Below are 26,145 nucleotides of genomic sequence, written 5' to 3'. Positions count from 1 at the left end.
CCTTTATGCCCGGTTACTGCGTAGCCAGTTCCATGATTTTGTCCTGGGTGGCATCCTTCACGTCCACCTCTCCGGTGACCCTTCCTTCCGCCACCACATAGATGCGGTCGCTCATGCCGAGAATTTCCGGCAGTTCCGAAGAGATCATGATGATGCTCATACCCTGGGCGATGAGGTCGTTGATGATGGTGTAGATCTCAAATTTCGCCCCCACGTCAATGCCGCGGGTCGGTTCATCCAGGATCAGCACCCGGGGTTTGGTATATAGCCATTTCCCCAGGGAAACCTTTTGCTGATTTCCTCCGCTGAGATTCACTGCCAGCTGTTCCACCGAAGGGGTTTTGATGTTGAGGGAACCCCGGTAATGTTCACCCACATGAATCTCCTCATTCTTGTTGATCACTCCGCCAGCAGCAAGTTCCTTCAGATTCGCCAAGGAGATATTGCTCTTGATATCCTGAAGAAGGATCAATCCATCGCCTTTCCGATCCTCCGTGACATAGGCGATGCCGGCTTTAATGGCATCCTTGGGGTGATGGAAACGAACCAATTGGCCATCGAGCATAATCTGACCCTCCAGGCGGTATCCCCGAGGATTCCCGAAGATGCTGGTCGCCAGTTCCGTCCGACCTGCGCCAATAAGTCCGGCGATCCCCACCACTTCGCCCTTGCGGGCATGGATGTTCACATTCTTCAGGAGGTGTTTGCCCGAGGCTGGGTCCACTGCACTGAGATTTTGAACTTCCAGAACCTTGTCCCCAAACTCTTTCTTTTCCCGCTTGGGAAAAATATCATCAATGGCCCGGCCTACCATGTTTCGGATGAGCACAGGCTCCGTGATTTCACCTTTTTCTGCAGTAAGGGAGCAGATGGTCTTGCCGTCCCGAAGGACTGTCACCGTATCGGCAACCTTGATGACTTCCTTGAGCTTGTGGGAAATCATGATGGAGGTTACCCCTTCCGCTTTGAGTTCAAGAAGAAGGTTCAGCAGATTTTCTGAATCGAGATCATTCAGGGCTGCCGTAGGTTCGTCCAAAATGATGAGATTGGCATTTTTGCTGAAGGCCTTGGCAATTTCGATGAGCTGCTGCTTCCCGACACCCAAGTCCTTTATTTTCGTTTCCGGATTCACGTTGAGTCGAACTTTTTTGAGCATTTCCTGGGACTGCCGGATGGTTTCGTTCCAATCGATGACCCGGCCTTTTTTCAGTTCATGACCCAGATAAATATTTTCGTAAATGGACAGCTCAGGAATCAGTGCCAACTCCTGGTAAATGACGGCGATGCCGCTGCGCTCACTGTCCCGAATGCCATGGAAACGCTGAATTTCGCCGTTGATCAGGATATCGCCTTCGTAGTGTCCCGTGGGATACACGCCCGAAAGCACCTTCATGAGGGTGGATTTTCCCGCTCCGTTCTCCCCCACCAGGCAGTGTATTTCACCTTTTTTGACCTGGAAATTCACATCATCCAGGGCTTTTACCCCGGGGAATTCCTTGGTGATGTTTCGCATCTCCAGAATGTAATCAGTCTTCAGGGCTTTCTCCATGCAAATCATCCCTTTCTCATTGTCGCGTCGTGTTTGATGGGGCGGTGCCCGGATTGTTGCGCTTTCCCGTCATATCACAAATAGTGAAAGCCCGAGGGCTTTCACTATTTGATAAGACACGGATTTCAACTCCGGTTATTTAAGTCCAGTGAAGTCCGATGCGGAATAGTACTTGGAATCGATGAGCGCAGCCTTCACATTGGCCTGATCCACGGTGATAACTTCCGTCTGCTTAGCCGGAACATCAATCTTCTTGTTGTTGTAGGATCCGGTGGTGGCGGGCTTTTCGTTCTTCAGGATGGAAACGGCCATGGCGATGGAATCCTTCACCAGGGTACGAACATCCTTAAATACGGTCATGGACTGCTTTCCATCGATGATGTACTGAACGGAAGCTTTTTCGGCATCCTGTCCGGTAACCACATAGCTGGTCACATCACTGTCGGAAGCAAATACGTCAGCGATGGAACGGGCTGTTCCGTCATTGGGTGCCAGGATGAATACGTCACCTTTGTCAGCCTTGGCAGCTGCGGTGAGGTGAGATTCAGCCTTGTTCTTGGCTTCGGCAAAATCCCAGTTAGTGGTGATCTGTCCGATGATCTTGGACATTTCGTCACGGGTGAGCTTAGCCTTAGCCTGAAGAGCTACAGCTTCAGGGGAGTTCTTGATGACGAAGGTGCCATCAGCCACTTTGGGCTGAAGAACGCTCCATGCGCCTTCAAAGAACAGGAATGCGTTATTGTCGGAAGCAGCTCCGGCATACAGATAAAGGGGATTGCCTTTTCCTGAAGCCTTGTCGATGAGGTACTGTCCCTGGGCTGCGCCCACGGCCACGGAGTCAAAAGTTACATAGTAGTCAACGGCACTTGTTCCCGTGATCAGACGGTCATAGGAAATGACCTTCACGCCTTCTTTTGCAGCAGCTTCTGCGGCTGCAGCGGCAGCATCGCCATCCTGAGGACAGATGATGAGCACTTTAATGCCCTTGGTCAGCAAGGACTCAACATTTTCTTTTTCCTTAGCAGATGTTCCCTGGCTGAAAAGAATTTCCACGGAGTAATCCGTGCCTGCCAGTGCTTCTTTGAAGCGGGCTTCATCCTGAACCCAGCGGGGTTCGTCCTTGGTGGGCAAAACAATACCGATATCAACTTTTCCGTCTCCTGCGGGTTTCGCGGAGCATCCGATGGAGAGCAACATAAGCCCGGCAAGCAACGATGACAGAATCATGAGTCTGCGGTTTTTTTTCATAGTTTCCCCTCGCTTTCTATCCTTACGCAAGCCCTCTCTAGAGTTTTTCCCCCATGATTGAATTTGCGCGTTGGACGATTTGACAACTATATCGAATAGTATGTCACAGCTACATTCTAATCAATTGTGGAAACGTTGTCAACCAAGGGACTCAAAGATTCATATTCTGAAAAAATATATGGACAAAACCAAAGCAAATTCACCATATATTCATAGGGCGGTCATAAAATTATCACATTTGATGATGTTCATTCAAATTCAAGCATGATATAATATTCATATGAACAAAATTCAAGATTTGGAGGCATGTGGCCATGATGACTCTCCCCCCTTCGAAAACCCGTATCGCCCATGCGGCGAAACTTCTTAAAGCCCTCGGCGATGACACGCGGCTGGAGATCCTCTATTGTCTGCACCAGCAGCCCCGGAATGTGGGGGAGCTGGCTCAGGCACTGGCCATGGAGCAGTCCGCCCTTTCCCATCAGCTTCGGGTCCTCAAGGAAGCTCGTCTGATTAAATCCCAAGTGGCGGGTAAGTCCCGGGTATACAGTCTTACGGATGAACATGTTCAGCGGATTCTCACCCAGCTCCTGGAACACGTCCGGGAAATCTGACCTTAAGGAGGTAACCCCATGCGACAATATCAGTTTCAGGGAATCCACTGCGAAAACTGCGGAGAGAGGCTGGAGGCGAAGCTCCGGGCTTTGGAACACGGCGAGGAAGTGGTCGTGGACTATGACGGCGGAGTGCTGTATCTTCCCGACGGCCTGGATCGGGAAAAAGTGCGGAAGATCCTGATTCAGGAATCCGTCACTGCCTTTCAGCTGAAATCAAAACCAACGTTCTCCCACCCTCCCCACAGCGGACATTCCCATGGCGACCAGGCCATGCGCAATATCAGTGTAGTCTTTTTCCTCAATCTTCTTTTCTCACTCGTTGAGGTGATCTTTGGGCTGCTCTTCAACAGCATGGCCATTTTATCCGATGCGGTCCATGATTTCGGCGACTCCCTCTCCGTGGGTCTTTCCTGGTATTTCCAGAAAGTCTCCCAGAAGGAAGCCTCCAGCCGCTACAGTTTTGGCTATGAACGCTTTTCCCTCCTGGGGGCCCTAATCACCGCTGTGATCCTCCTTCTGGGTTCAGGCCTTCTTCTGACCCGCAGCATCCCCCGGCTGTTCCAGCCAGAACCCGTGGATGCCCAGGGAATGTTTCTCCTGGCCCTGGCTGCCATCGCCCTCAACGGTTATGCCACCTGGAGACTCAGCAAGGGAACCTCCATGAATGAGCGAGTGCTGAATCTCCACATGCTGGAAGATGTCCTGGGCTGGGTGGGCGTCCTCCTGGTCAGCATCCTCGTCCGATTCACGGGTTGGATGATTCTGGACCCCCTCCTGTCCGTGGCTCTGTCTCTTTTCATCATGATCCGGACCCTTCCCCTTTTCGTCTCCACATTGCATATTTTCCTGGAGGGCGTGCCGAAAGAGGTGGACTTGTCCCGGGTGGAGGCGGATATTCTCGCCATCCCTCAGGTGCATGCCCTGGGCCATCTCCATGTCTGGTCCATCGATGGAGAAGAAAACGCCATGACCGCGACAGTCTTCACCACCCTGGCCGAACCTCAGGACATCGAAGAGTTGAAGGACAAGATCCGAAAACTGGGCCATGAGCTCCGGGTAAGTCATTCCACCATCGAAGTGGTGACAGACGTCGACAAAGTCATCAAGCCTGCTCCCTAAAGGAAGTAAATCCTCTAGACGAACCATCCCATCCCTCTCCAGATGACTCCCCACGACCATGCGTAAAGGTAAAAAACAGATCCTCCCTGGAGTCCAGATTTTCTGGCACCGGGGAGGATCTCTCTATTTGCGCGTTCGATGGGTTTTACCTTCATCAGAGAGCAGCATTTCTGCACTGCGGCTGAGCCGGGTAATGGAGCCTGCTGGTTTAAACCGCAGGGCAGACCAGTCTTCATCCAGAGCGATCTGTCTCACGGGTTCATAACCCCGCTGGCCTAAGGGCCCCCAGCCAGCGTCCCGATTAAGGTCTGACTTGTAGGCTTTTGAGGATTTTTTCGGATAAGCCATCCAGAGCAGCGTATCCTCCTGAAGGATATCCCCCACTTCCGAAAGAGCTTTTTCCAGCGCGGCCTGATTGATGCAGAAAACCAGGAGAAAGTCCGAAGTTGCCCCTGCTTTCCAAGGTAGCACCGGAAGACTTTCTTCCAGGTCTTTCTGCAAAGGTGCAAACGCTTCGGGAGCTCCCCACAAAAGGAGCCGGCTCTTCCCTTTTCCCTGGAGTTTTTCCAAAAGATTCATGTCCTACCTCCTAAAATCCGCTACACCCCTTCCAGGTCAAAGGGCGGGATGAAGCTGTCGCTTTGGGTCCCTTCTTCCTGAACGAAGGCATTCTTCAGTCCCAGAAGCTGGGCATAACCCACCAGTTCCTCGTATTCCTCCGGGGTTACTTTTCGGTTAATCTCCGGAAAGTTCGCCATGGCGGGCATGGGCGTATACTGGTTCATGATGCTGATGGTGATTTTCCCGCCATAAGTATCCTTCAGATACTCCAGAATATCCTTGGAGTCTCCCAAAGAACCGGGAAGGCTGAGGTGGCGGACGATGGTCCCTCGAAGGAGCATTCCCTCCTCATCGTACTGTGGCGTACCGGTCTGACGAAGCATTTCCGCCAGGGCCTCCTTGGCCACTGCCGCATAGTCCGGAGCCTGGGAATAACGCCGGGCGATGGCTGGATCCCAATACTTGAAGTCCGGGAGGTAAATATCCACCAGGCCTTCCAGGAGAGCCAGGGTTTCCCTTTTCTCATAGCCGCTGCTGTTAAAGACCACCGGAATATTGAGCCCTTGGGCCTTGGCCAGCCGAAGGGCTAAAGCAATGGGGGGCACATAATGGCTGGGGGTCACCAGATTGATGTTATGGGCACCCTTTTCCTGGAGCTCCATAAAAATGGCGGCCAGACGCTCCACGGAGATAATTTTCCCCCGCTCTCCCCGGGCAATGTCATGATTCTGACAGAAAACACAGCCCATGGCGCAGCCGGCAAAAAACACGGTGCCGGACCCTCTCTTGCCGCTAAGGCAGGGTTCTTCCCACATATGGAGGGCTGCCCGGGCCACCAGAAGCTCTGCTCCGGTTCGACAGTACCCTCGCTGCCCTTTATTGCGATTTACCCCGCATTCCCGGGGGCAAAGGGTGCAGTGGTCAAATAAGTTCATCAGTGTCATGATCCGTTTCCTTTCTCGCTTTTCATCTTTTCCCATTATAGGGCAGGAAACGAGTTCCGGTCAAAAATACTTTCCTACTCTCGCACGCGACCAAAGTGCTGCAGATAGCGCAGATTGCGCATAGCCAGTTCACCCTTCCACCAGTTTCTGGACAGGGCAAAGGCTTCCGGATAATCCCCCCAGGACCAGTTGATGTCCCAGATGCCTTCTTCATTGCGGCTGGTGATGACCTGATCCAGATCCAGTCCCACCAGTTCCTTGTGCTCCATATAGAAGGGATGAAGGGGGGAGGTAATGAAATGGGAGGGCCTGGCCACATACTCGGACCATTTTTCCGGGTCCTTTTCAATGACCCGATCCACGGCTTCATTGAGAAACTCTTCATCCAGGTACTCCCGAAGGGTTTCCAGACTGATGAGGTCATGCATGGAGAGGGCGGGATTCTGGAAAAACTCTTTCTTGATCTCTTCCAGCAGATTCAGGGCCAGGAGATAGAGCTCGCTGTCATAGTCCCCGGCATCCAGAATGAACCGCACCAGGGATGCGGTGGGGTTGAACCGGGAAGGCACACCTTCCTCGGGAGCATTCCACCAGGGCGCCTGGGGATACCCGTTGCCGTAAGGTACGGCAAAGAGCCATCGGTTGTCCCGGAAGGCGCTTTTGCTTCCCAGATACCGGAGAATGTCTTTGATCAGGGGATGGTCCTTATCCATGAAGTGAATCTCCCGGAGGATTTCCACCGCATGGTTGGTCTGGATGGGCGTGGAATAAGGACTCCAGGAGTCCGCTTCCAAGGCATGGGCAAATCCCCCATCGGGATTCTGGTAATACCCCAGAATCTTTACCACTTCCTCCCGGCTTCCTCCCTCGAAATGAACCTTCCAGCGGGCCATGGTCAAGGGCCGGGCATTCCGGTAGATCCAGGTCCGGATCTGTTCCACATCCTTCTTCTTTATTTCCATGTTCTTTTCCTCCTCGATGAGCTTAGTAGCGAAGATATTTGATGGAAAACCATTCTTTGTAGTAATATGCCAGACGATTATCCCGTTTCAGGCTCAGCATTCGGAGGATGAGCTCTTCCCAGCTCATGGCCAGAATCATGGGCGAATCTTTCCCCATGCTGACCTCTGCCTGTCTCGCAGCCTGCTGCAGCGCGGTATTCCCCCGGGGGTAAAGCAGGATAATCCGATCTTGGGAATGAAGGGTGCCCCGAAGGGTTTCCCAGACCTTTTCATTCGGGAAGGCCCCAGGGAGAAAATCCTCTTCGGCGTAGCGGCAAAAGATCCAGGCACAGCTTCCGTCGCCCAGGGGAATCTTTACCACCGGCTGTCCGGCATATTCGCCGTCCAGCTCCAGGGATTCCAGATTTTCCGAAAGCCCCGCAGATACCCCCAAAGCTTGGAAGAAACGCTCCAGGGCATGGCGCCGAAGAAGCGGATAGAAGAAGTTCACCGCCATGACCCGGGGAGATTTCAGCGAGGATAGCTCTTCCTGGGTAATATCCATCAGATATGGAGAGCTTTGCAGATCATCCCGAACCTCCATGGAATAGTTGCGAAGCTGGTGTTTTTCCGGAAGCTGACCGGCACTCCCAGGAGCATCAATGCCTAAAATTTTCTTCCGGTATACAGCCAGGCGGGCTTCCACCCGCTGCTGGAAATCCCGAAGATCCAAAAGGGCGGCTTCCGTGGCCCAGGTGAGGCTCTGTCGGGAGAATTCCGTCAGGGGAAAGTCCTCATCCGCCAGAAGTACCAGGGTCGTGTCCCCGTGGAGGAACGCTTTTGCTTCCTCCTCGACCAGTTCCAGGATCCATCGGCATAGGCCGTGAATTTTCTCCCAGGAAGAACTCTCGGAGGACTTTCGAATACCCTCCAGAACCACCAGCTGGGGAAACTTGTCCCGTAAAAGCGGAGGAAGAGCTTTCCTCAGGTCGGTCTCTTCTGCAGAAGCGTAGACATAGGCAAAGCCCCGGCTTTGTCCCAGGAGCATGAGCTGCTCGCGGATTCCTTCCGTATTTCCGCCATGGCGAAGGAAAAGAATTCGCTTTCGCCCTAAATTTCGGAGAAGAAAACTCTCCAGCACCGCCGTGGTATCCCGCGGCATGATCAAGGCTGTCCCGGCCTGATGATTCTCCATGACTCTTCTCCTCCTTCCTCTCTGAAATCCTTTCCAGTCTTTTCTCTATTCTACCTTATTTTCCCCAGGAGCAGTAGCGGGAATTCCAGATATGAAAACGGAAAACCCCTTTGGATTTTCCGTTTCTACGTTTTATTTTTTATGAGACTTTTCCAGCTGAAGTAGATATTCTTTAAACTCCACCCCTCCGGCATACCCGACCATTTTCCCGTTGGCTCCAATGACCCGGTGGCAGGGAACCACGATGCCCAAAGGATTTTTGTTATTTGCACCCCCCACGGCCCGGGTGGCATTGACATTACCCACCAGCTCCGCCACTTCCTTGTAGGTTCGGGTTTCCCCATAGGGGATGCTCAGGAGAGCCTGCCAGACTTTTTTCTGAAACTCTGTACCCTCAGGTTGTAGCGGCAGATCAAACTGAGTCCGAACTCCGTCAAAATACTCCCGAAGCTGCTTTTCCGCTTCCTGAAGCAAAGGACTGGTCCCGGTTTTTGCCTCGCTTTTTTCCGGGATGCCGAACAGGACTTCCACCAGGGCGCCCTCCGACTCCACGACGCTCACCGGCCCTAAGGGGGAGTTAAATGTGCAGATGGTTTTCAACTTCATCGCCTCCTTCTCTCTAGCTCCAACTATACGGGAATAAGAGGAGAAAATCCACGTGGCTAAAAACAAAAAACCTGAATCCTTTCGGATTCAGGTTCAATGGTGGGACGAACAGGACTCGAACCTGCGACTTCCACCTTGTCGAGGTGACACTCTCCCAGCTGAGTTATCATCCCAAATACTCAGCAGTACTGGACTGCTCTATGATTATAGCACACCTGACCCCCGGAATGTAAGGCCCTGGGCGGTTTTTTTCGCAAAAAATGACAAAGTATATGGGTCAGACTAGGCATATTTTTCAGATATTATGTCTCCCTGACCTTTGGCGAACGAAGTCCTGTCTCATCCACGACAGTGCACCCGTTAAAGAGACTGAAACGTTCAGCAGCTTCCCTCATCTTTTCCTCCAGCTCTTTGGTCATGACCACACCCGGTTCCAGCCAGAGATTCCGGAGGCAAAGGGTTTGAGTCTTTCGCTCCACCACGGCTTCCAGACGGCCCATAAACGTCGTGCCCCAAAGCACCGGGATGACATAGTGGCCGTACTTTCGCTGGGCCAATGGGGTATACACTTCCCACTTGTAGTCAAAGCCAAAAAGCGCGGCGATAAGCTTCCGGTCCCAGAGGAGATTATCCAGAGGGGCGAGGAACTCGCAGCGCTGAGGCCGCAAGACTCCCGCCTTCGCTTCTTCCAAGAAAGGAAGATGTTCCCGGACAAGGTACAGGGGATCCTTCACCCCTTCCACGGAGACCGCGCAGATGTCGCCCTCCTGAAGAAGCGACTGAAAAGCCTCCCTTCTCCCCGTCCCCGTGAGATTTCGGATCATGAGGAAGGCATCCGAAGGTCTGCACCAGAGAAGCCCCACGGAGGCAATGCGCCGCTTCACCCGCCACTTCGTATACCCTTCCCCCTGGGGAAAGGGATCCGGCCTCCGAAGAAGTTCTGCCGGGAGCAGATCCTCGGGACAAGCGTAGATCTTGCGCTTTCCATCCTTATGGTGAAGAAGAAGGTCTCCCTGATGATAGAGAGCCTCCAGGACCATGGTGGAAATCTGCGCCCGTCTCCCCCAATCTCCCGTACCGGTTTCTTTGCAGTTCATTTGGGCACTGGAAGCCTGGCCCAGGACTTTCACCCGGGTGAGGTACTCTTCGCCCCGCTCCGCCAAAAGCCTTTGCGTATCCTCCCGCTGATTGAGGCTGGCTCGAAGCCGCGCCAGTTTCGGCCAGTCCTCCCGGGGGTAGATGGCCAGATTCTTGTCAAAATGATCCAGGAGGCTCCGCTCCTCATAGAGAAGTTCCCAGAGCATGGTTTTTTCGAAACCCTCCACCCGGGACTGGAGAACCAGTTCCGGGTTAGTACCGCAGATATCCAGGGGATCCTGCTGTATGCACCCCAGACTCCTCACCACATCAAGGACTCCGGCTTTACCATGAAACCGCTTGGCGCCGTAAAAACCGTGACGAAGGAGGAGAAACCGCCGGGCTTCCTCCAGGGATAATGACACACCGCTATGCATAATTCTCCTCCTGTATGACCATGGGACGGGTTCATCGTGGTCTTCGGTGATCAGACTACCGGGGCGGCACCAAAGTATCTCGGTTCAACCCCTTTTTACGCGAAAGGTGCAAGGATTCCAAGGCCGGTACGAGGAAGGCTGCCACCATCCCTGCGGAAAAGCCGTTATTGTAGAGGTTCATCCCCCCATGGAGATACCCCACATTGGCCACCAGGTTCAGATGGACCATACCGGCTAGGAACCCCGCCAGGGGACCAAAGGTGCCCGCGATGGGGGCTAGGGCGGTTCCAAAGGTGGCGGCGAAGATGACGGCCGTGGTGGTCACATCATAATGACCGATGCGAGCCATGAAGAAGACCCCCAACGTGATCGGCAGGACGTTGGCCACATGCTTTCCATAGGCTCCAAACCCCAGAACGGTGAAGATGGCGCCAAAGGCCGGACCATTGAGTTCTCCCCCCACAAAGAGAATATAGGCCGTCATGAGGGCACCGAGGAAGGCCATGTTCACCAGGGTGAGTCCCAGTCCCGCCAAATCGAGAAAATCAGTTCCCGCTTTCCCGCTCTCCTTGAGCACTCGACCATAACCATCAAGGGTTCCGCCGTTGAGGAGAATCCCCAGACCCAAGAGGAGTCCAAAGAAGACAAAGAGATAGCTTTCCATGGAAAGATTGTTTCCCGCAGCAATAATAGCCTGGGGTTCAAAGGTCACGCCAAAGCCCCGCATGACGGAAACCACCATGGTGCCCACCGCTCCTGCGGTGAATCCGATGTTGTAGAGATTGAATCCCTTGTGAAAAGCCATGGAGCGGACAGCAGCTACGGGAATGATATACCCGATGGTTAAGCCCATGAGGCAGCCCAGGAAAACCCCTCTTCCCAGGGGAAGACCCATGCTGAAGGATATCTCGCTGACTAAAGGGCCCAGGGAGGTGCCGAAAAGCGCGGCAACCAGATGATTCCGAAAAGGCTGCTTCACGCTCTTGGCATAGATCAGCGTTCCCAAGATGATCGGAGTGGAGTTATAGAGATTCTTCCCAAAGAAGGCAAATCCGGCCATGGTGAACACCGCCGCCACCATGACCCCGCTGAGCTTGGCCTTGACCCCTCTGATGAGAAGAAGGGTCAGGAGGGTGATCACCGAAGCATTGAGCATGGCGGAGCCGATGCCCACCAGTTCAAAGTAATCCGTAACCAGTCCCGCCGGGGAGACGAGGATTTTGGTGAAACCACGCCAGAGTTCCCCTGGGGAGGCTAAAAAGAGAGCGGCAAGAAAGAGATATCCACTGGTGAAAAAGAGGAGAAAGGTGAGGATTTCCTCCGCAGTGTATTTGGTCAGTCGCAGAAAAGGTTGCTTTGCTGTAGGCATGGCCATCATTCATCCTCTCAAATTTCTTATTGTGAGATTATAGCACGGGAATCCCAATGGAGACCACAGTTTTCCCTCTTCTTTTCTTTGTGTTTTCTCTGCTTTTTTCGCCGGAACCCGCCCGCGCCTTGGCAAAGGCCAAAATGAGGGCTTATAATGAAAAGGCAGTATTTAGAGAAAACAGCTTTTCCTTGCGGGGAAAGGCCAAGGACAGGTGAACCATGACGGATCCATCCAAACAAAACAAAGCCATTACCATCTTCTTCTTCTTCTTCAAAATCGGTTTCTTCACCTTCGGCGGAGGGTGGAGCATCCTGGCGGAAATGCAGAAGGAATTTGTGGAAAAACGCCAGTGGATTACCAGCGAGGAACTCCTGGACATGACCTCCGTGGGTCGCTCCCTTCCAGGCATCATGATCGCCAACATCTGCTCCATCTTCGGCTACCACATGGGCGGTGTCCTGGGCGCTGTGCTCAGCGTGCTGGGCATCACCCTCCCTTCATTTCTGATCCTTAGCGTCGTCACCCTCTTCTACACCCAGTTCCGGGAGAACCCCTATGTGGCCAAGGTACTGGTGGGCATCCGGGCCTCCGTGGTTCCCATCATCCTCTCCGCGGCGCTGAAGCTCCGAAAGAGTGCCATCCGGGATAAGGCGGGGATCCTCATCGCCTCATCCGCTGTACTTCTCTCTTTAGTCCTGGGCGTCAACAATGTGTTCATTGTTCTTCTCGGCGCCATGGCTGGTCTTCTCCTCATGGGGGTGAATCATGGTTTATCTTGATCTCTTTCTGACCTTCCTCCTCATCGGATTCACCAGCTTTGGCGGGCTGTCCATGATCCCCATCATCAACTCCGAGATGCTCCGTCACGGGTGGATGACCTCCGCTGAGGTTTCGGACATTGTGGCCATTGCGGAAATGACGCCGGGACCTTTAGGGGTAAACAGCGCCACCTTCGCCGGCATGCGCGTGGCGGGAATCCCTGGCGCTCTGGTGGCAACCTTCGGGGTCCTGGTTCCCGCCCTCACCACCACCCTTTTAGCCGCCATGTTTCTCAAGCGGTTTAAAGACAGCCCCCTCATGCAATCGGTGCTCTACGGCATCCGGCCGGTGAGTCTTGGGCTGGTGGCGGCCACCGTGGTGACCCTATCCCAGGCGAACTATTTCACCGAAGGTATGGTTCAGTTTCCCAGCCTTGTAGTGGGAGCGATCATCGCCTTTCTCCTCTTTAAGTTCAAGCTCAGTGTTCCCAAACTTATCCTGATCGCCGCCGTGCTGGGCCTGATTCTCGCATAGCTTACCCAAAAATACCCTCCTGTTCTTTTGAACGGGAGGGTATCCTTTTGCTATTTCTTGGTTTTGAAGCGGTAGCTCCTCTTCTTGCGGGTCTGGACCGGCTGCTGATGCACCGGTGCGGGCTCCTTGCCTTCTCCCTTGAGGGAAACCCACATGGAGGTGCCGTCCTTCCCCTTGACATTGAAGTCGAGGAAGTCAAACTTCTTCAGGAACTTGGACAGCTTCGTGTCGCCGTAGTTGCGCACGTCGAAATCCGGATAGCGCTTCACCAGTCGATTGCCGATCTCCCCCATGTTCATGCTCTGGGAATCCACTTCGTTCATCATCTTCAGCACCGTGGCCTTGATGACCTCCAGATCCGTCATGGTCTTGGTTTCCTCGGGTTTTTCAACTTTTACCGGTTTCTTTCCGATGCCGTTCACCGCAGCTGCGGGATCCTTCTTGGTCTCGGCGGAACTAGGCTGCTCGGTTTTCACTTTGCTTTCCTGGCTCAGCCCCTGGCTCTTCACATCCGTGGCCAGCAGCACATCCAGGTACTTAAACTGGTTACAGGCGGCAATGAAGGGCTTTGGGGTTTTCTTTTCCCCCATGCCCACCACCAGCATCCCCGATTCCCGCAGCCGGGAGGAGAGCTTGGTGAAGTCACTGTCGCTGGACACGATGCAGAACCCTTCGACATTGCCCGAATATAGGATATCCATGGCATCAATGATCATGGCGGAGTCTGTGGCATTCTTGCCCACGGTGTAGCTGTACTGCTGCACGGGCGTCACAGAGTTCTCCAAAAGGATCTCTTTCCAGGAGGCGGTGCCGGGAGATGTCCAGTCTCCATAAATTCGCTTATAGGTGGACACCCCATAATTGGACACTTCATCCAGAATATACTTGATATACTTTGCGGAAACATTATCGGCATCGATGAGTACCGCAAACCGTTTTTCCTCGATCATCTTCTTCCTCCATCCCCATTTAGGGGGCATCTCCGCTTCCTTGGCCCACAGCCTCAGCGGAGGCTTCTCCTGTTATCATAGCATGAAATCCGCGGGAAAATGAACCTTTCTTTTCCTTTCCCCTCCTTTGTTCAGATATTCTTCACGGTTTCTTCGTACAATGAGGGCAAATCCAGCGGAAAAGGCGGTGTCCCATGATCAAACGGCAGCAAAATTTCATTTTTTGGTATGTGGGTCTGGCTCTGGGCCTGGGTCTTCTGGACCTTCTCTTTCCCGACCAAAGCTTTCTTTGGGGGATCCGGTTCTTTCTTATCCTCTCCCTGGGGATATGGGCCACCTTCTTCGCCCTTCAGGGGAGGATGCCCTTCATCGGGGCCGCTGCGTATCTCCTGGCTGCCCTGGGCGATGGCTTTCTTTACCTGCCCCTGGCCCTCCAGCGTCCGGGCTTTCCTTTGGGCGGCGAGCTTTCTTTTCTTCTTTCGTATCTGCTTCTCACCTGGACGCTGATCCAAGTCAAGAGCTTGAGGAAAAGTTTCCCACGGAGCGTCTCCATCCTGCTCCCTTGCGCTGCTCTTCTCCTCCTGGGCTTTTCCCCGTCCCCTGGCCTCCCCCTGGCCTTCTGTACCCTGGGGGCTCTTCTTGTGCTGAACATCTCGGCCTATACCCTCTGGAAGGAAGAGACCCCGAGAAGACCGTTCCTCCAGAGCGCCTTCTCCGCCACCTTCGCCATGCTTCTTTGCGATCTTCTGGTGGGCTTGGGTCTCTATGTTCCCGTTCCCCAGGGTGTCTATGAGACCGGACTCCTCCTCACTTGGATTGTCTATCTTTTTGGCTGGTCTGCCTTTCTTCCCCATCTCCAGAAAACTTTGAACGGTTTTTCTCCATGATGGGACTTCCTCGCTCCGTTCATTTCCTGGATTCTTTCGCGGGAAGTCATTCCATTTTCCCCGAAATCAGGCTATAATAAGGGAATATTTGTAAGATACTCAAAGGTTTCCTCAAGGATACCTTTCCCAATGGATTCCAGGACAACGAAAGGCAAGAACAGCAATGAAACAAAAGGAAATTTATCTCGTCTTCACCCGCACTGGCACATGGCTTTCCCGGGTCATCGGCACCTTCAGCGAAATGGAGTATGTCCATGCTTCGCTAAGCTTTGACCGCTCCCTGTCCCGGATGTACTCCTTCGGACGAACCAATCCCGATAACCCCTTTTCCGGGGGCTTCGTGGAGGAAAACCTGAAAGGCGGAGTCTTTAAGAAGTTCTCCGATGCCAAATGCAGCATCTACAGGATCAAGGTCACCCCTTCCCAGTATACAGCCCTTCAGGCGGAAGTGGAGCGCTTTCAGAAGGAAAAAGAGAAGTACCGGTATAATCTCCTCGGGCTCATCGGCGTCAAGGTGGGCATTCCCATCAAACGTCCCTACCACTACTTCTGCTCCCAATTCGTCTCCGAGCTTCTCATGAACAGCGAGATCTACGACTTTCTCAAGGAGCCGGAACTCATCGGCACCGACGATCTCTACGCTCTGGACAATCTGGAGCATCTCTATGAAGGCTATGCCGCCACCTATGGCCAGTCCTCCTGCAAGGATCAGGCCATGTAAAATCCTCATCAGCAATTATTAGGTTATAAAGCAACGCCTGCGGATTTCACTCCGCAGGCATTTTTCTTGCTCTTTTATTTGCTTACCGGAACGGTCCAGTGGAACAGATCTTCCACGGTTCCCCATTGAATTCCCGTGAGACCGTCATAGAGTCTCCGGGTGACCTCTCCAATTTTTCCTCCACCGATCACGAGGGTTTCGTCCTTGTAAGTCATGGATCCCACGGGAGTAATCACTGCCGCGGTGCCTGTACCCCAGACTTCCTCCAGTTTTCCATCCCGTGCAGCTTCCAGGATTTCCTCCACGCTGATCTGCCGCTCTACCACTTCGTAGCCCCAGGCCCGGAGAAGTTCGATGCTGGATTTTCGGGTGACTCCCGGAAGGACCGAGCCGTTGAGGGCCGGGGTATGGATCTTCCCTTCAATCTTGAACATGATGTTCATGGCTCCCACTTCTTCGATGTACTTGCGTTCTACCCCATCCAGCCAAAGGACCTGGGAAAAGCCCTGACGGGTGGCCTTGACCCCAGCCCGGATGGAAGCGCCATAGTTTCCGCCGCATTTGGCGTAACCGGTGCCGCCCCGCACCGCCCGGACATCCTCGCTTTCGATGAGGATCTTCACGGGATTGATGCCTTCCGGGTAATAGCTGCCCACGGGGCAGGTGATGATGCAGAAGAGATAGCTGTCCGAGGCGTGGACACCCAAGGCCACATCCGTGGCAATCATGAAGGGTCGGATGTAGAGAGAGGTTTCCTTCATCTCCGGGACCCAGGATTCATCCACTCGGATCAGGGTCTTCAGGGCTTCCAGGAACATATCCTCATCCACGGCGGGCATCCCCATGCGGTCAGCCGACTGGGCCATGCGGCGGATATTCTCCTCGGGACGGAAAAGCTGAATCTTTCCGGCAGCCGTCCGATAGGCCTTCAGCCCCTCAAATATCTCCTGTGCGTAATGGAACACCATGGAGGCCATTTCCATGGGAATGGGTCCGTAGGGCACAATCCGCGCGTCATGCCAGCCGTTTTTGCTGTCATAGTTCATGAGGAACATGTGGTCGGAAAAGCTCCGTCCAAATCGCACCGTCGCCATATCCGGCTTCTGCCGTGGCTGGGTCGTCCGTTCAATCCTGATGTCCTGTATCAAAAATCAACACCCCTTTTTCTGAAAACTGTTTGCTGATTTCATTATACCGTAATCCAAAGGGGATAGAAAGACAAGGGCAAGGGGCTAAAGTCAGTGTAAACGACTCCGATTCTTCAAAAATCGTAATATTTTTAAGGCATTGCCAAGGATCCATGAAAAACCCTTGGCACCTTCTTCAATGAAAACCTGTCATTTTGCAAAATTGCCATATCCCCAAAAAAGGAATAAAAAAAAGCGGAGGATCGCTACAATGCGTTGGATCCTCCGCAGTATTTCTGTTTCTTATACTTAATCCTTTTTCTTGGAAAAGAAGAGATAAACCTCCGTCAGGGTAAACAGCACAATGCTGATGAGGGTGGCCATGATGACGGATGGATACCCCTGATCAAACCCCGTGGGGGAGGTGTGCTTGATCTGGATCCCCATGTAAGCCCAGATGAGAACGATGCCGTAAGCCTTGCTGCGAATGCGCAGCATGGTGAGAATCCCGATGAGGGCCCCCACCAGAATCACGACGATGGTCCAAAGGGACTCCGACACTGAAGTTCGGGGCAGGCCGTAATCCACCAGAAACACCGTCACATTGGCAATGGTGGCCACGGTGATCCAGCCAAAGTAGACCTGGAACGGCAGCCGGATAAACACCGCTTCCCGACCCGTGAGGACGGCTTTCACCAGAATGAGGTTAATGGCGATGAGAAGAACCAGAAGAAAAAGCATGAGTCCCAGGGAAATGGGGATCCACCGATAGTGCCAGGCGATGATCCACAGGGCATTGGTCAGGGACGTCAAGGCAAAGAGGACGCCTACTTTGCCCAAAAGCCGGTCCGTGCGCCTCTCTCGGCTTCCCTGGAAAAACCCCCACTGATAGAGGGTGTAAAGCCCCAGCAGAATATAGATCAGACCCCAGATGGCAAAGGTTATCCCTGCCGGAGCAAAGAGATTGGGATAAGAATCCGATACCTCCCCCGTGGTGATGCCATTCAAGGGCACCAGATTCGCCAAGGCATTCATGACCACCATGATCAGATACGTGATGAGGACTAGAACTGGAATAAATCCTTTCTTTTCGCCGTTTTTCATCATTGATCGCCTCTTTTCCACTGTATTTCATCGATATTCTATTCTCAGTATAGCTAAAGAACCCTCCCCTGACCAGAGGCTCACCCAGGAATTCCGTGAATATTCCGTCAATCCTTCGCGAAAGAAAGGAGTCTTTCCTTTCGAAAAGACTCCTGCAGGTTCATGGATTTGGGGTTTTAGACGCTTTCCTTAGCGCTTCAGCACTTTGGCGATGAAGAGATCCACCATATCCGGATCAAACTGAGTGCCCCGCATGCGCTGAAGCTCCTCCACCGCTTCATCCACGGTTTTCTTCATCCGGTAGGAGCGGTCTCCCGTCATGGTTTCAAAGGCATCGGCCACGGCAATGATCCGGGCACCCAGAGGAATCTCTGTGCCCTTGAGACCCCGGGGATAACCCTTGCCGTCCCAGCGCTCGTGATGGCAGAGAATGAGCTCCGAAAGAGCCGAGAAATCATCCACTCCCTTCAGGATCTGGTATCCCGTTTCCGGGTGCTTCCGAATCTCCTTCATCTCCCCAGGAGTCAGCCTGTCGGCTTTCATGAGGATTTCCGAGGGGATCATGACTTTGCCGATATCGTGCATAAGGGCTGCCGTCATGATATCCTCCACATCTTTCTTGCTCAGATTCCGTGCTCGGGCTAACCCTTCCGCATACTCCGCCACAATCCGGTTATGGCTTTCAGATTCGTCATACTTGGCGTTAAGCTTCTTCAGAAGCAGGTCGATGGTACGGCGTCGCATGATCTTGCCGTACTTCACCTTGTTCTTGTACATGCTGGTGTCCGCTTCCTCATAGATCTCCTGAATATTCTGCTCCAGACTGGTCATGACGGAGAACCCGATGGCCAAGGAGATAAACATGATGTCATACTCGGTCTTGCCGGCCTTGGTGACGATTCGGTCCTTCAAGGCCTTGGCCTGGGCCCGGTCCGTGTTGGGCAGGATCAGGACAAACTCATCCCCGCCGGTGCGGCAGATAATGTCGTCGGTGCGGGACACTTCCTTGCAGATCCGGGCCACATTCTTCAGGAGACTGTCGCCCTTGGAATGCCCGAAGGCATCATTGGTGAGCTTCAGCCCGTTGACGTCAATGACCATCACCGTCAGGGGAAGACTCTTCTCCTCACGAAGCCTTTCAAAGGTCTCCTCCATGTAGCGCCGGTTGTAGAGTCCCGTCAGGGGGTCATGGAAACTGAGGAACTCGATGTTTCGCATCTCTTCCCGCCGCTGGGTCACATCCTTGAAGACCACCACAGCGCCGGTGATCTCCTCCTGGGTTCCCTTGATGGGTGCCACACTGCATTCGATATAGATGGGCTCTCCCCCCTTGACCAGGAGACGGTGATTTTTGCTAAATTCCAGGGTTTTTCCGGAGGCCATGGCCGCCAGGGCAGGACTGGCCATACGCTGGCCTGTGGTCTCGTCCACCACGGGAAGCACGTCCTCCAGGGGCTTGTTCAGGGCGTCTTCGTAGGACACTCCCGTGAGCTCCTCGGCAATCTGATTCATGATGATGATCTTCCCCTCCCGGTCCGTGGAGATGAGGCCATCCGCCGCTGCATGGAGGGTATTTTTAAACTGTTCCTTCTCGATGAGGAAGTAGCTTTCCAGCTGCTTTCGCTCCGTGATGTCCCGGCAGAAGCAGACTAAAGTATGTTCCTTGTCCCCCAGCCAGGTGGCGGAAATCTCCACATCCAAAAGGGTACCGTCCTTGCGTACATGGCGGGACTCAAAAATCTCGGAACCCTTGACGATGATGTCCATGATCTTCATCCGCAGTTCCTTCGCCGGCCACTGGCCGTCCAGATCGCTGAACCGCATGCCCAGGAGCTCCTCCTTGGAGTAACCGGACATTCGGCAGTAAGATTCATTGACGTCGATAATGTTTCGATCTCCATCCACGACGAAGAAGCCATCCTGGGTGGTCTCAATGATGGTTCGAAGATACTTTTCCCGTTCCCTCATCTTGGCTTCCGTCACCGTCTCCCGGGTAATATCCCGCTGGGTGCCGAAGGCGCCGATGATGCGGCCTTCTTCATCATAAAGGCACATGTAGTCTGCATCCACAAAGATTTCCTCGCCGCTGGCCTTCAGCTCCTTGGTGATGGCATGGGCATGGCCCTGATCCAGGAGCTCTCGCCAGATTTCCCGGCTTTTATGGGGATTTCCCTTAAAAACATCCAGCGGGGTGGAGCGGAGCATCATTTCCTCCGTCATGCCGTACTGATTCAGCATGGCCTGGTTCACCCGGGTCATGCGCATGTTCTGGAAAATCCTCTCCAGAAGCGCTTCCTTGTCCACGGCATCATCCCAGACCTGGGGCTCATCCAGCATCATGAAATATTTGGCGTTGAGGGATTGGCTGAAATAGATGTTCAGCCATTTCTCGTTGTCCACCAGTTTTTCTTCCGCGATTTTGCGTTCCGTAATATCCCGGCTGATGCCCAGATACCCGAGAAGCTCCCCATCGGGTCCCCGGTAGGGTGTTTTCATGGTTTCGATATAGCTTCTTGTGCCGTCTTCCTGGGTGACCCATTCCTCATTGCGCCGGGGAAGAAGATCCTCCTGGATCATCCGGTCCCGGGTGACAAAGAAGTCCGCCACCTCTTTCGGATAGAGCTCATAGTCCGTCCGACCAAGAATTTTTTCCTTGGGCAGTTTCAAAAGCTGGGCAAAATGCTTGTTGCAGCCCCGATAAACCCCTTCCAGATCCTTGTAGAACACCAGATCATGGATGGAGTCCAAAAACATATTCATGGGGCTGTGGGGATCCTCCAGGGCCTGGAGCATGGAGCCCTGATAGGCGCTTTGCGCTTCAAAAACCCGGGCTGGATACTCCGGAACTTCCTTGGTGGATCCGCGCTGCAGTTCGCCGTCGATGTAGAGGGTCATGGCCAGCAGTTCGCAGGTGCCCATGAGAACCCCTTCCCCATTGAACAGTGGGGTGATGTTCACCTCGGCGACAAAGCGCTGCCGATCCCTGGTCACGTACTGCAGTTCCACCAGTCCGCCTTCTCCTCCATGGAGGAGATCCTGGAGGACTTCTTCATAAGCTGAGCGGGATAAGGGATCCAGCACATCAAACACCGTGAGATGGGAAAGATCCGTGGTCGTATAGCCAAAGGCATCGGCCCAGGTTCCGTTGACATGATGAAATTTTCCTTCAAGATCCACCGATTGGGCGATGATCTTGGCGAGCACCGGATTCGTCCCCCGAAAAGTATCTGTCGTTCGATTTTTTCTTGCTTCCATGGCGACTCTCCCTTGCATTTCATTCCATCCCCCTGGGGGATGTTTGTCCGGATTCTTTTCCTGTTCAAGGATTTATTCCCCATTATAGGGGATAGGACTTAAGGTTACCACAATAAATCGGATTTTCCCCCTAGGGCTGGGGTAAAGTCAGGGTCGATCCTGGGGTGAAGGCACTGAACAAATCCTGAAGGGTTTCCCGACGGCTTAAAGCGTCGCCAAAGCTGTAGCTCTCATAGGTGCGATGGCGTATCTCTGGGCTCAGGCTGTAGTGCCGAAGGGTGAGTCGAAGCTCCAGTTCCCCATTCTCCGCCTGGTTCATCTCTACGCCTTTCAGGGCCAGCTGGACAGGGGTCATCTGGGAAAGATCCTGGAGAAAGGCTTCCGCCTTTTCCGCTGATCCCCTTAAGCGATATTCCACATCCAGGGCAAAGAGCTTCTCCGAATTTTCCTTTGATGAATCCTTGGGGTCATCCCCTGTAGGGATAGCCAGGACATCGCCAAAGGAAATCACTTCCGGGGTCAGCCCATGGTCCAGGGTAAACTGGTAAACATCCAGGGCCAGCTGCGGGGTATCCAGCTCAAGGGGTACCCGCTGCTCAAAGTCTTTCACGTCTTCCTTTAGTTTCACCAAACTGAGTTTCCCCGTTTCCAGCTCCTTCTCTTTAATGAGGAGAAGCTGAGCTTCCTGGAGCTCCCGATCCTGCTGATCGGACAGGGCCCGGGTCTCTGCCAATACGCCCTGGGACAGGGTGAAGATCAGGACCCCGTTGAGGAGAAGAAAGAAAAAGGTGATGAGGAGTTTCCACTGGGTGGTTTTGCTGATTCTTGTCGTCACGATCCATTTCCTCCCTTTCGTCTTTCTTAGTTGGGGGTCTCCGGCGAAAGCCCTTCAGGGGCAGCACCGGCTTTTTGAAGCAGAAGCTGAAGGCTTTCCTGCTGTTCGTTAAGGTAAAGCGTATCCACGCCAATGGGCAGGAACTGCTGGGTTTCGTTAATGGCTGCAATGAGCCTCAGGGCATCCAGGGTGCGGGTACCTGTGGGCGAAAGCTGAAACTGGGCCTGTATGCCTTCCGGCGTAAAGGATGCAGATTCCAGGAATACCCCCTGGGGAAGGGCTTTCTTCAGCGCTTCCAGATCTTCCACCACCGGGAGGCTCTCCCCTTGTATCTTGGTGAGGATCTCGGCCTGGCCCAGCAGAAGAGATTCCTCTTTCTTGAGCTCGGAAAGCTCGCTTTCCACCTGACTCAGCTTTTCTCCTGCGGCACCTGGTGCTGTGACAGAATAAAGCGATCCCAAGTAACCGCGCCAGAACCCAAAGAGAAGCACCAGAACCAGGGTAAAGAGGGTATAACTGAGCGCCATGCGCCGTAAGGTTCCCTGGCGCCGGTTTTTCAGCTGGTCGCCCCGGGAAAGCCCGAAATTCAGTTCCTTTTCCCCATCTCGCTTCATCCCATGGAGCCAGGTTTCTTCCGGCAGGAGGAGGATGCCCAATCCCTTGGTTTCCACGGGGGGCAGCACGATGACCGGGTTTTCATGAATGCGTTGGAGCGCTTCCTTCAGGGGAAGCTCATAACGCTTCTCCACCTGGAGCACCAGAGCTTCGATGACCTCTCCGAAATACTGGCGGGAATAAAAACTCAAATAGTAGCTGATATTTTCCAGGGTACTTTCGCTGATGGCGCCATCCTTCATCTCGAACTCAAAGGCCGTGTGGAGAAAGAGATTCTGATCCCGCTGAATATGGATCCTGGCGGTATTTCCGATGACTCGGAGAAGAGCCACACTCTTGGCGGGAAAACAGCACAGGGCCCGCTGGAGAATATCCGGCATCACGGTAATCTGTTCAATTCCGATCCTATAGTGTTCAAAGAAACTCCGGATTTCCTGAATCTTCGTCTTCTTCTCCGCACTGAGGAGCAAATGCATATCCTTAGTTTTTCGGGATCGAGTGGTCACCCGGTAATCCACCAGATACTCCTGGGGATCCAGCACAAAATACTCGTTGATGTTATTTTTGACGAAGCTTTCCACCTCATCTTCATGCAAATCCGGAATCTGTATTCCCTTGACGACGGTGGACAGGTCTTCAATAACAGCCCGGCCTTTCTTCAGCCGATGCCGCTGGAGAAGCTGCCGGAAGGCTGATTCTTCCCCGACGCGGAGAACTTCCACCACAGCTAAAGATTTGCCCCGTCGCGCCATGACATAGGCATTGGTTGCCTGGGGGGAAAAATGGATGATCAGTTCTTTCATACTCTTCTCCTCACTATCCGATGGTCTGCGACATGGACAAAATGGGTACGGCGATGGCGATGATGATGAAGCCCACGATACCTCCGATGAGGAGGATCAGGGTGGGTTCCAGCCGCGCCACCAGCTTGCCTAGGCCAAAGTCCACTTCCCGGTCGTAGATCTGGGCCAGCTTTTTCAGCATCTCATCAAGGGCTCCAGTCTCCTCCCCCACGCGCATGAGTCCGTAAACCATGGGTTCAAAGAGTCTCTCCTCTTCGAAGGCTTCCGTGAGGGATTTACCGTTCATGATGCTCTTAGTGGCCTTCTCAAACCCCTTTTCCATGGAGCGGCTGTTCAGGATATTCTTGGTGGCCTCCAGGGCCCCCAGGACCGGGACGCCGCTGTGGAGAAAAACCCCCAGACTTCGTGCCATGCGCCCGATGATCACCTGCTTCTTTAATCGACCCACCATGGGAATCTTTAAGAGGATCCGATCTTCCAGGAGGAGAAATTCTTCCTGCTGCCGAAGGAGAACGTAAAGGAGCACCAGGGCAGCCAGGACGCCTCCTATACCTAAGGCGTGGTTTTTCACATAGGCGGAAACGCCCAGGAGAATCCGTGTGGCCAGAGGCAAGCTGGTCATGGTGGAAAACATGTCCTGGAAGGTGGGAATCACAAAGAAGAAGAAAAAGACCAGGGTTCCCAAGGTGGCAAAAACCAGGATCTTGGGATAAACCAAGGCGGTTTTCACTTTACTCTTCATGACCATTTCCTTCTGGTAGTACTCTTCCATGTTGAATAGTACCCCATCCAGCTCTCCGGAGGTTTCCCCCACCTTCACCATGTCGATGAGGAGCTGGGGAAATTCCCCCGTCACTTCCAGGGCCGTGGACAGGGACTCGCCCTTTCCCACATTCTCCAGGATTTTGCGAATGATTTTCCGGATGGCGCCATTGGTGGCCTGATCCTCGAGAATCTCCAGGCTGTGCATAATGTTGACCCCAGCCTTCAGCATAAGCGCCAGATGACCGCAGAAACTCACCAGCTCCTGGTTCTTCATCTTCTTCGCAGAAGTGAGGCGCTCGGGTCTGGATTTCAGCGCTTCGATGGTCACGGGGGTGATCCGTTTCATGCGGATCCGCTCGGCCGCAGTGACCTCATCGGGGGCCAGAATCACATCCCGTACGATTTGCTGTTTCTCGTCCCAGCCCTTGTACTTATAGTTTGGCATGGTAATCCCACCTTACAATATCGTTCGAACAAGCTCTTCCAGAGTGGTCTCTCCCGACAGGACTTTTTCCACACAGGATTCCCGGAGGCTGATCATGCCCTGCTGCCGAGCATAGGTCTCGATGGTCTGATCGGACTCGTCTTCGACGATCATCCGCTGAATTTCCTCATCCATGACCAGGACCTCGTAGATAGCCAGTCTTCCCTTGTAGCCCTTCATGTTGCAGGCTGGGCACCCTGTGGCCTTTTTGATCGTCACGGCTTCCGGGAGACCGAGAATCTTCTGCTCCACGGGACTCGTCTTCTCCTCCACGGCGCAGTGGGGACAAACCTTGCGCACCAGGCGCTGGGCAATGATCCCTCCCAAGGTGGAGGCTAAGAGGAAGGGCTGGATGTTCATGTCTTTCAGTCGGGAGATGGTGGAGACGGCATTGTTGGTATGGAGCGTGGAAAACACTAGGTGACCCGTAAGCGCTGCCCGGATGGCGATCTCCGCCGTTTCCATATCGCGGATCTCGCCCACCAGCACGATGTCCGGATCCTGGCGAAGAATGCTTCGAAGCCCTTCGGCGAAGGTGAAGCCGATCTTATTGTTCACCTGCATCTGATTGACCCCGTCCAGGTTGTACTCCACGGGATCCTCGATGGTGACGATGTTTTTTCGCTCATCGTTGACTTCCTTGATGAAGGAATAAAGGGTGGTGGTTTTTCCGCTGCCTGTGGGGCCGCAAAGAAGAACCATGCCGTAGGGCCGGCGGATGATCTTCTGGATGATCTCCCCATCCCGATCCGAGAAACCCAGTTTCCCCAGATCCAGGAGGGCTTCGTCTTTATTGAGAAGTCGAAGAACGATCTTTTCTCCATTGATGGTCGGCACGATGGATACGCGCATATCCACATCCTTGGCTCCGGTCCGATAAAGGAAGCGCCCGTCCTGGGGAACGCGCTTTTCCGAGATGTTCATGTTGCACATGATCTTAATGATGCTGACCACGGGGTCCATGAGCTGAATATCGGAGCGGAGGACCTCCTCCAGGTATCCGTCGATGCGGTACCGGACGCGGATCTTCTCTTCCTCGGGTTCGATATGAATATCCGAGGCTTTGTAGAGAATGGCATTTTCCAGCACGGTGTTGATGAACTGGATGATGGGCGCATCCTGATTGAGCTCGGTCTCCAATTTTTCCTGCTGATTCCGGGACATGACAACGGAGCGCTGGAAGACTTCTGCCGCTTTTTGCGCTTTTTCCTTGTCATAGTACTTATCGATATGCCGGGACACCTGATCCTGGGCAGCAATGGCTGGTTTTACCACGTAACCCGTGGCCAGACGCAGATCATCGATGGCAAAGTAGTTGGAAGGATCCCCCATGGCCACCAAGAGCTGACCGTTATCCAGACGAACCGGAAGCGCGCTGTACTTTCGTGCCAGCTTCTCCGGCATGAGGCGTATGATTTCCTGCTTGATGTGGATCTCATCCAGGTCCACGAGGGGAATATTCAGCTGACGTTTGATCGCCTGCAGGATTTCCTCATAGGTCACCCAGCCCTGACTCACGAGAATATCGCCCAGCTTTTCTTCGGTTCTTCGCTGAATCTCTAGGGCTTCCTGGGTCTGGGCTGCACTGAGCAGGCCTTCGGATTCCAGGATCTCTCCCAGTCGTTTTCTTGATGCCATGG

General features: G+C 53.5%; 24 protein-coding genes and 1 tRNA gene. 7 read left to right on the top strand and 18 right to left on the bottom strand.

Annotated features, from left to right (window positions below; all coding sequences use genetic code 11):
* Positions 1 to 13 precede the first annotated feature (13 nt).
* Together KCG48_RS02580 and KCG48_RS02575 are read right to left on the bottom strand one after the other, a co-directional pair.
* The gene (locus KCG48_RS02580) at positions 14 to 1,549 is read right to left on the bottom strand and encodes a sugar ABC transporter ATP-binding protein (protein ID WP_211799729.1); all 1,536 of its coding nucleotides are present in this window, start codon (positions 1,547 to 1,549) and stop codon (positions 14 to 16) included.
* 135 nt (positions 1,550 to 1,684) lie between these two features.
* The gene (locus KCG48_RS02575) at positions 1,685 to 2,797 is read right to left on the bottom strand and encodes a sugar ABC transporter substrate-binding protein (protein ID WP_211799728.1); all 1,113 of its coding nucleotides are present in this window, start codon (positions 2,795 to 2,797) and stop codon (positions 1,685 to 1,687) included.
* Positions 2,798 to 3,111: 314 nt separating this feature from the next.
* Between KCG48_RS02575 and KCG48_RS02570 the strand changes: the two genes are divergently transcribed.
* Positions 3,112 to 3,411: an ArsR/SmtB family transcription factor gene (locus KCG48_RS02570; RefSeq protein WP_211799727.1), complete on the top strand. Its 300-nt coding sequence runs from the start codon at positions 3,112 to 3,114 to the stop codon at positions 3,409 to 3,411.
* An 18-nt stretch (positions 3,412 to 3,429) separates the two neighbouring features.
* A complete protein-coding gene (locus KCG48_RS02565) occupies positions 3,430 to 4,533 on the top strand; it encodes a cation diffusion facilitator family transporter (protein WP_211799726.1) in 1,104 nt (367 codons plus the stop codon).
* A gap of 123 nt (positions 4,534 to 4,656) precedes the next feature.
* Here the strand turns inward: KCG48_RS02565 and KCG48_RS02560 are convergent, their stop codons facing one another.
* The 8 genes from KCG48_RS02560 to KCG48_RS02525 all read right to left on the bottom strand — a co-directional run bounded on the left by KCG48_RS02560 (position 4,657) and on the right by KCG48_RS02525 (position 11,663).
* Positions 4,657 to 5,112 (bottom strand): hypothetical protein, encoded by a 456-nt coding sequence (locus KCG48_RS02560; protein ID WP_211799725.1) that lies wholly within the window; start codon positions 5,110 to 5,112, stop codon positions 4,657 to 4,659.
* A gap of 20 nt (positions 5,113 to 5,132) precedes the next feature.
* On the bottom strand, positions 5,133 to 6,038 hold the full coding sequence (locus KCG48_RS02555) for a radical SAM protein (protein ID WP_211799724.1): 906 nt from the start codon (positions 6,036 to 6,038) through the stop codon (positions 5,133 to 5,135).
* Between the two features lie 74 nt (positions 6,039 to 6,112).
* On the bottom strand, positions 6,113 to 7,000 hold the full coding sequence (locus KCG48_RS02550; protein WP_211799723.1) for a hypothetical protein: 888 nt from the start codon (positions 6,998 to 7,000) through the stop codon (positions 6,113 to 6,115).
* A 22-nt stretch (positions 7,001 to 7,022) separates the two neighbouring features.
* Positions 7,023 to 8,174 carry a hypothetical protein gene (locus tag KCG48_RS02545; protein ID WP_211799722.1) on the bottom strand — a complete coding sequence of 384 codons (1,152 nt, stop codon included), beginning with the start codon at positions 8,172 to 8,174 and terminating at the stop codon, positions 7,023 to 7,025.
* Between the two features lie 132 nt (positions 8,175 to 8,306).
* On the bottom strand, positions 8,307 to 8,774 hold the full coding sequence (locus KCG48_RS02540; protein WP_230976965.1) for a methylated-DNA--[protein]-cysteine S-methyltransferase: 468 nt from the start codon (positions 8,772 to 8,774) through the stop codon (positions 8,307 to 8,309).
* Between the two features lie 103 nt (positions 8,775 to 8,877).
* A tRNA-Val gene (locus tag KCG48_RS02535) sits at positions 8,878 to 8,953 on the bottom strand.
* A 129-nt stretch (positions 8,954 to 9,082) separates the two neighbouring features.
* The gene (locus KCG48_RS02530) at positions 9,083 to 10,294 is read right to left on the bottom strand and encodes a DNA glycosylase AlkZ-like family protein (protein WP_211799720.1); all 1,212 of its coding nucleotides are present in this window, start codon (positions 10,292 to 10,294) and stop codon (positions 9,083 to 9,085) included.
* 55 nt (positions 10,295 to 10,349) lie between these two features.
* A complete protein-coding gene (locus KCG48_RS02525) occupies positions 10,350 to 11,663 on the bottom strand; it encodes a DUF1576 domain-containing protein (RefSeq protein WP_211799719.1) in 1,314 nt (437 codons plus the stop codon).
* 56 nt (positions 11,664 to 11,719) lie between these two features.
* On the opposite strand from KCG48_RS02525, the gene KCG48_RS02520 reads away from it, so the two are divergent.
* Genes KCG48_RS02520 through KCG48_RS02510 form a run of 3 tightly spaced genes read left to right on the top strand, consistent with a single transcriptional unit; the run spans position 11,720 to position 12,959 of the window.
* Complete coding sequence (locus KCG48_RS02520; RefSeq protein ID WP_211799718.1) at positions 11,720 to 11,881, top strand: hypothetical protein; 162 nt, start codon at positions 11,720 to 11,722, stop codon at positions 11,879 to 11,881.
* 3 nt (positions 11,882 to 11,884) lie between these two features.
* Positions 11,885 to 12,445 (top strand): chromate transporter, encoded by a 561-nt coding sequence (locus KCG48_RS02515; RefSeq protein ID WP_211799717.1) that lies wholly within the window; start codon positions 11,885 to 11,887, stop codon positions 12,443 to 12,445.
* A complete protein-coding gene (locus tag KCG48_RS02510; protein WP_211799716.1) occupies positions 12,432 to 12,959 on the top strand; it encodes a chromate transporter in 528 nt (175 codons plus the stop codon). The genes KCG48_RS02515 and KCG48_RS02510 overlap by 14 nt, the downstream gene beginning before the upstream one ends.
* 50 nt (positions 12,960 to 13,009) lie before the next feature.
* On the opposite strand, the gene KCG48_RS02505 is transcribed toward KCG48_RS02510, so the two are convergent.
* A complete protein-coding gene (locus KCG48_RS02505; RefSeq protein WP_211799715.1) occupies positions 13,010 to 13,909 on the bottom strand; it encodes an NYN domain-containing protein in 900 nt (299 codons plus the stop codon).
* 194 nt (positions 13,910 to 14,103) lie between these two features.
* Between KCG48_RS02505 and KCG48_RS02500 the strand changes: the two genes are divergently transcribed.
* Together KCG48_RS02500 and KCG48_RS02495 are read left to right on the top strand one after the other, a co-directional pair.
* Positions 14,104 to 14,796 carry a hypothetical protein gene (locus KCG48_RS02500; protein ID WP_211799714.1) on the top strand — a complete coding sequence of 231 codons (693 nt, stop codon included), beginning with the start codon at positions 14,104 to 14,106 and terminating at the stop codon, positions 14,794 to 14,796.
* 163 nt (positions 14,797 to 14,959) lie between these two features.
* Complete coding sequence (locus KCG48_RS02495) at positions 14,960 to 15,517, top strand: hypothetical protein (RefSeq protein ID WP_211799713.1); 558 nt, start codon at positions 14,960 to 14,962, stop codon at positions 15,515 to 15,517.
* Positions 15,518 to 15,591: 74 nt separating this feature from the next.
* On the opposite strand, the gene KCG48_RS02490 is transcribed toward KCG48_RS02495, so the two are convergent.
* From KCG48_RS02490 to KCG48_RS02460, 7 genes are all read right to left on the bottom strand, one after another.
* The gene (locus KCG48_RS02490) at positions 15,592 to 16,662 is read right to left on the bottom strand and encodes a branched-chain amino acid aminotransferase (RefSeq protein WP_211799828.1); all 1,071 of its coding nucleotides are present in this window, start codon (positions 16,660 to 16,662) and stop codon (positions 15,592 to 15,594) included.
* 291 nt (positions 16,663 to 16,953) lie between these two features.
* Positions 16,954 to 17,751, bottom strand: a complete 798-nt coding sequence (locus KCG48_RS02485; RefSeq protein WP_230976964.1) for a tryptophan-rich sensory protein — start codon at positions 17,749 to 17,751, stop codon at positions 16,954 to 16,956.
* 186 nt (positions 17,752 to 17,937) lie between these two features.
* Entirely contained in the window at positions 17,938 to 21,003 is a 3,066-nt protein-coding gene (locus KCG48_RS02480; RefSeq protein ID WP_211799712.1) for a PAS domain S-box protein, read from the bottom strand.
* Positions 21,004 to 21,133: 130 nt separating this feature from the next.
* On the bottom strand, positions 21,134 to 21,838 hold the full coding sequence (locus KCG48_RS02475) for a hypothetical protein (protein WP_211799711.1): 705 nt from the start codon (positions 21,836 to 21,838) through the stop codon (positions 21,134 to 21,136).
* 26 nt (positions 21,839 to 21,864) lie between these two features.
* Entirely contained in the window at positions 21,865 to 23,256 is a 1,392-nt protein-coding gene (locus KCG48_RS02470) for a type IV pilus biogenesis protein PilM (protein ID WP_211799710.1), read from the bottom strand.
* 13 nt (positions 23,257 to 23,269) lie between these two features.
* Complete coding sequence (locus KCG48_RS02465; RefSeq protein WP_211799709.1) at positions 23,270 to 24,466, bottom strand: type II secretion system F family protein; 1,197 nt, start codon at positions 24,464 to 24,466, stop codon at positions 23,270 to 23,272.
* A gap of 12 nt (positions 24,467 to 24,478) precedes the next feature.
* On the bottom strand, positions 24,479 to 26,143 hold the full coding sequence (locus KCG48_RS02460; RefSeq protein WP_211799708.1) for a GspE/PulE family protein: 1,665 nt from the start codon (positions 26,141 to 26,143) through the stop codon (positions 24,479 to 24,481).
* Positions 26,144 to 26,145 lie beyond the last annotated feature (2 nt).

The organism is Proteiniclasticum sediminis, from assembly GCF_018128025.1.
Taxonomy (GTDB): domain Bacteria; phylum Bacillota; class Clostridia; order Clostridiales; family Clostridiaceae; genus Proteiniclasticum; species Proteiniclasticum sediminis.
The sequence above is the reverse complement of the archived record's forward strand: the minus strand, read 5'-3'. Positions and strand labels throughout refer to the sequence as shown.

What these genes read in the sequence shown, in the direction of transcription:
- KCG48_RS02580 (WP_211799729.1), bottom strand. Translation starts at nt 1,549, where the DNA reads ATGGAGAAAGCCCTGAAGACTGATTACATTCTGGAGATGCGAAACATC.
- KCG48_RS02575 (WP_211799728.1), bottom strand. Translation starts at nt 2,797, where the DNA reads ATGAAAAAAAACCGCAGACTCATGATTCTGTCATCGTTGCTTGCCGGG.
- KCG48_RS02570 (WP_211799727.1), top strand. Translation starts at nt 3,112, where the DNA reads ATGATGACTCTCCCCCCTTCGAAAACCCGTATCGCCCATGCGGCGAAA.
- KCG48_RS02565 (WP_211799726.1), top strand. Translation starts at nt 3,430, where the DNA reads ATGCGACAATATCAGTTTCAGGGAATCCACTGCGAAAACTGCGGAGAG.
- KCG48_RS02560 (WP_211799725.1), bottom strand. Translation starts at nt 5,112, where the DNA reads ATGAATCTTTTGGAAAAACTCCAGGGAAAAGGGAAGAGCCGGCTCCTT.
- KCG48_RS02555 (WP_211799724.1), bottom strand. Translation starts at nt 6,038, where the DNA reads ATGACACTGATGAACTTATTTGACCACTGCACCCTTTGCCCCCGGGAA.
- KCG48_RS02550 (WP_211799723.1), bottom strand. Translation starts at nt 7,000, where the DNA reads ATGGAAATAAAGAAGAAGGATGTGGAACAGATCCGGACCTGGATCTAC.
- KCG48_RS02545 (WP_211799722.1), bottom strand. Translation starts at nt 8,174, where the DNA reads ATGGAGAATCATCAGGCCGGGACAGCCTTGATCATGCCGCGGGATACC.
- KCG48_RS02530 (WP_211799720.1), bottom strand. Translation starts at nt 10,294, where the DNA reads ATGCATAGCGGTGTGTCATTATCCCTGGAGGAAGCCCGGCGGTTTCTC.
- KCG48_RS02525 (WP_211799719.1), bottom strand. Translation starts at nt 11,663, where the DNA reads ATGCCTACAGCAAAGCAACCTTTTCTGCGACTGACCAAATACACTGCG.
- KCG48_RS02520 (WP_211799718.1), top strand. Translation starts at nt 11,720, where the DNA reads ATGGAGACCACAGTTTTCCCTCTTCTTTTCTTTGTGTTTTCTCTGCTT.
- KCG48_RS02515 (WP_211799717.1), top strand. Translation starts at nt 11,885, where the DNA reads ATGACGGATCCATCCAAACAAAACAAAGCCATTACCATCTTCTTCTTC.
- KCG48_RS02510 (WP_211799716.1), top strand. Translation starts at nt 12,432, where the DNA reads ATGGTTTATCTTGATCTCTTTCTGACCTTCCTCCTCATCGGATTCACC.
- KCG48_RS02505 (WP_211799715.1), bottom strand. Translation starts at nt 13,909, where the DNA reads ATGATCGAGGAAAAACGGTTTGCGGTACTCATCGATGCCGATAATGTT.
- KCG48_RS02500 (WP_211799714.1), top strand. Translation starts at nt 14,104, where the DNA reads ATGATCAAACGGCAGCAAAATTTCATTTTTTGGTATGTGGGTCTGGCT.
- KCG48_RS02495 (WP_211799713.1), top strand. Translation starts at nt 14,960, where the DNA reads ATGAAACAAAAGGAAATTTATCTCGTCTTCACCCGCACTGGCACATGG.
- KCG48_RS02485 (WP_230976964.1), bottom strand. Translation starts at nt 17,751, where the DNA reads ATGATGAAAAACGGCGAAAAGAAAGGATTTATTCCAGTTCTAGTCCTC.
- KCG48_RS02480 (WP_211799712.1), bottom strand. Translation starts at nt 21,003, where the DNA reads ATGGAAGCAAGAAAAAATCGAACGACAGATACTTTTCGGGGGACGAAT.
- KCG48_RS02470 (WP_211799710.1), bottom strand. Translation starts at nt 23,256, where the DNA reads ATGAAAGAACTGATCATCCATTTTTCCCCCCAGGCAACCAATGCCTAT.
- KCG48_RS02465 (WP_211799709.1), bottom strand. Translation starts at nt 24,466, where the DNA reads ATGCCAAACTATAAGTACAAGGGCTGGGACGAGAAACAGCAAATCGTA.
- KCG48_RS02460 (WP_211799708.1), bottom strand. Translation starts at nt 26,143, where the DNA reads ATGGCATCAAGAAAACGACTGGGAGAGATCCTGGAATCCGAAGGCCTG.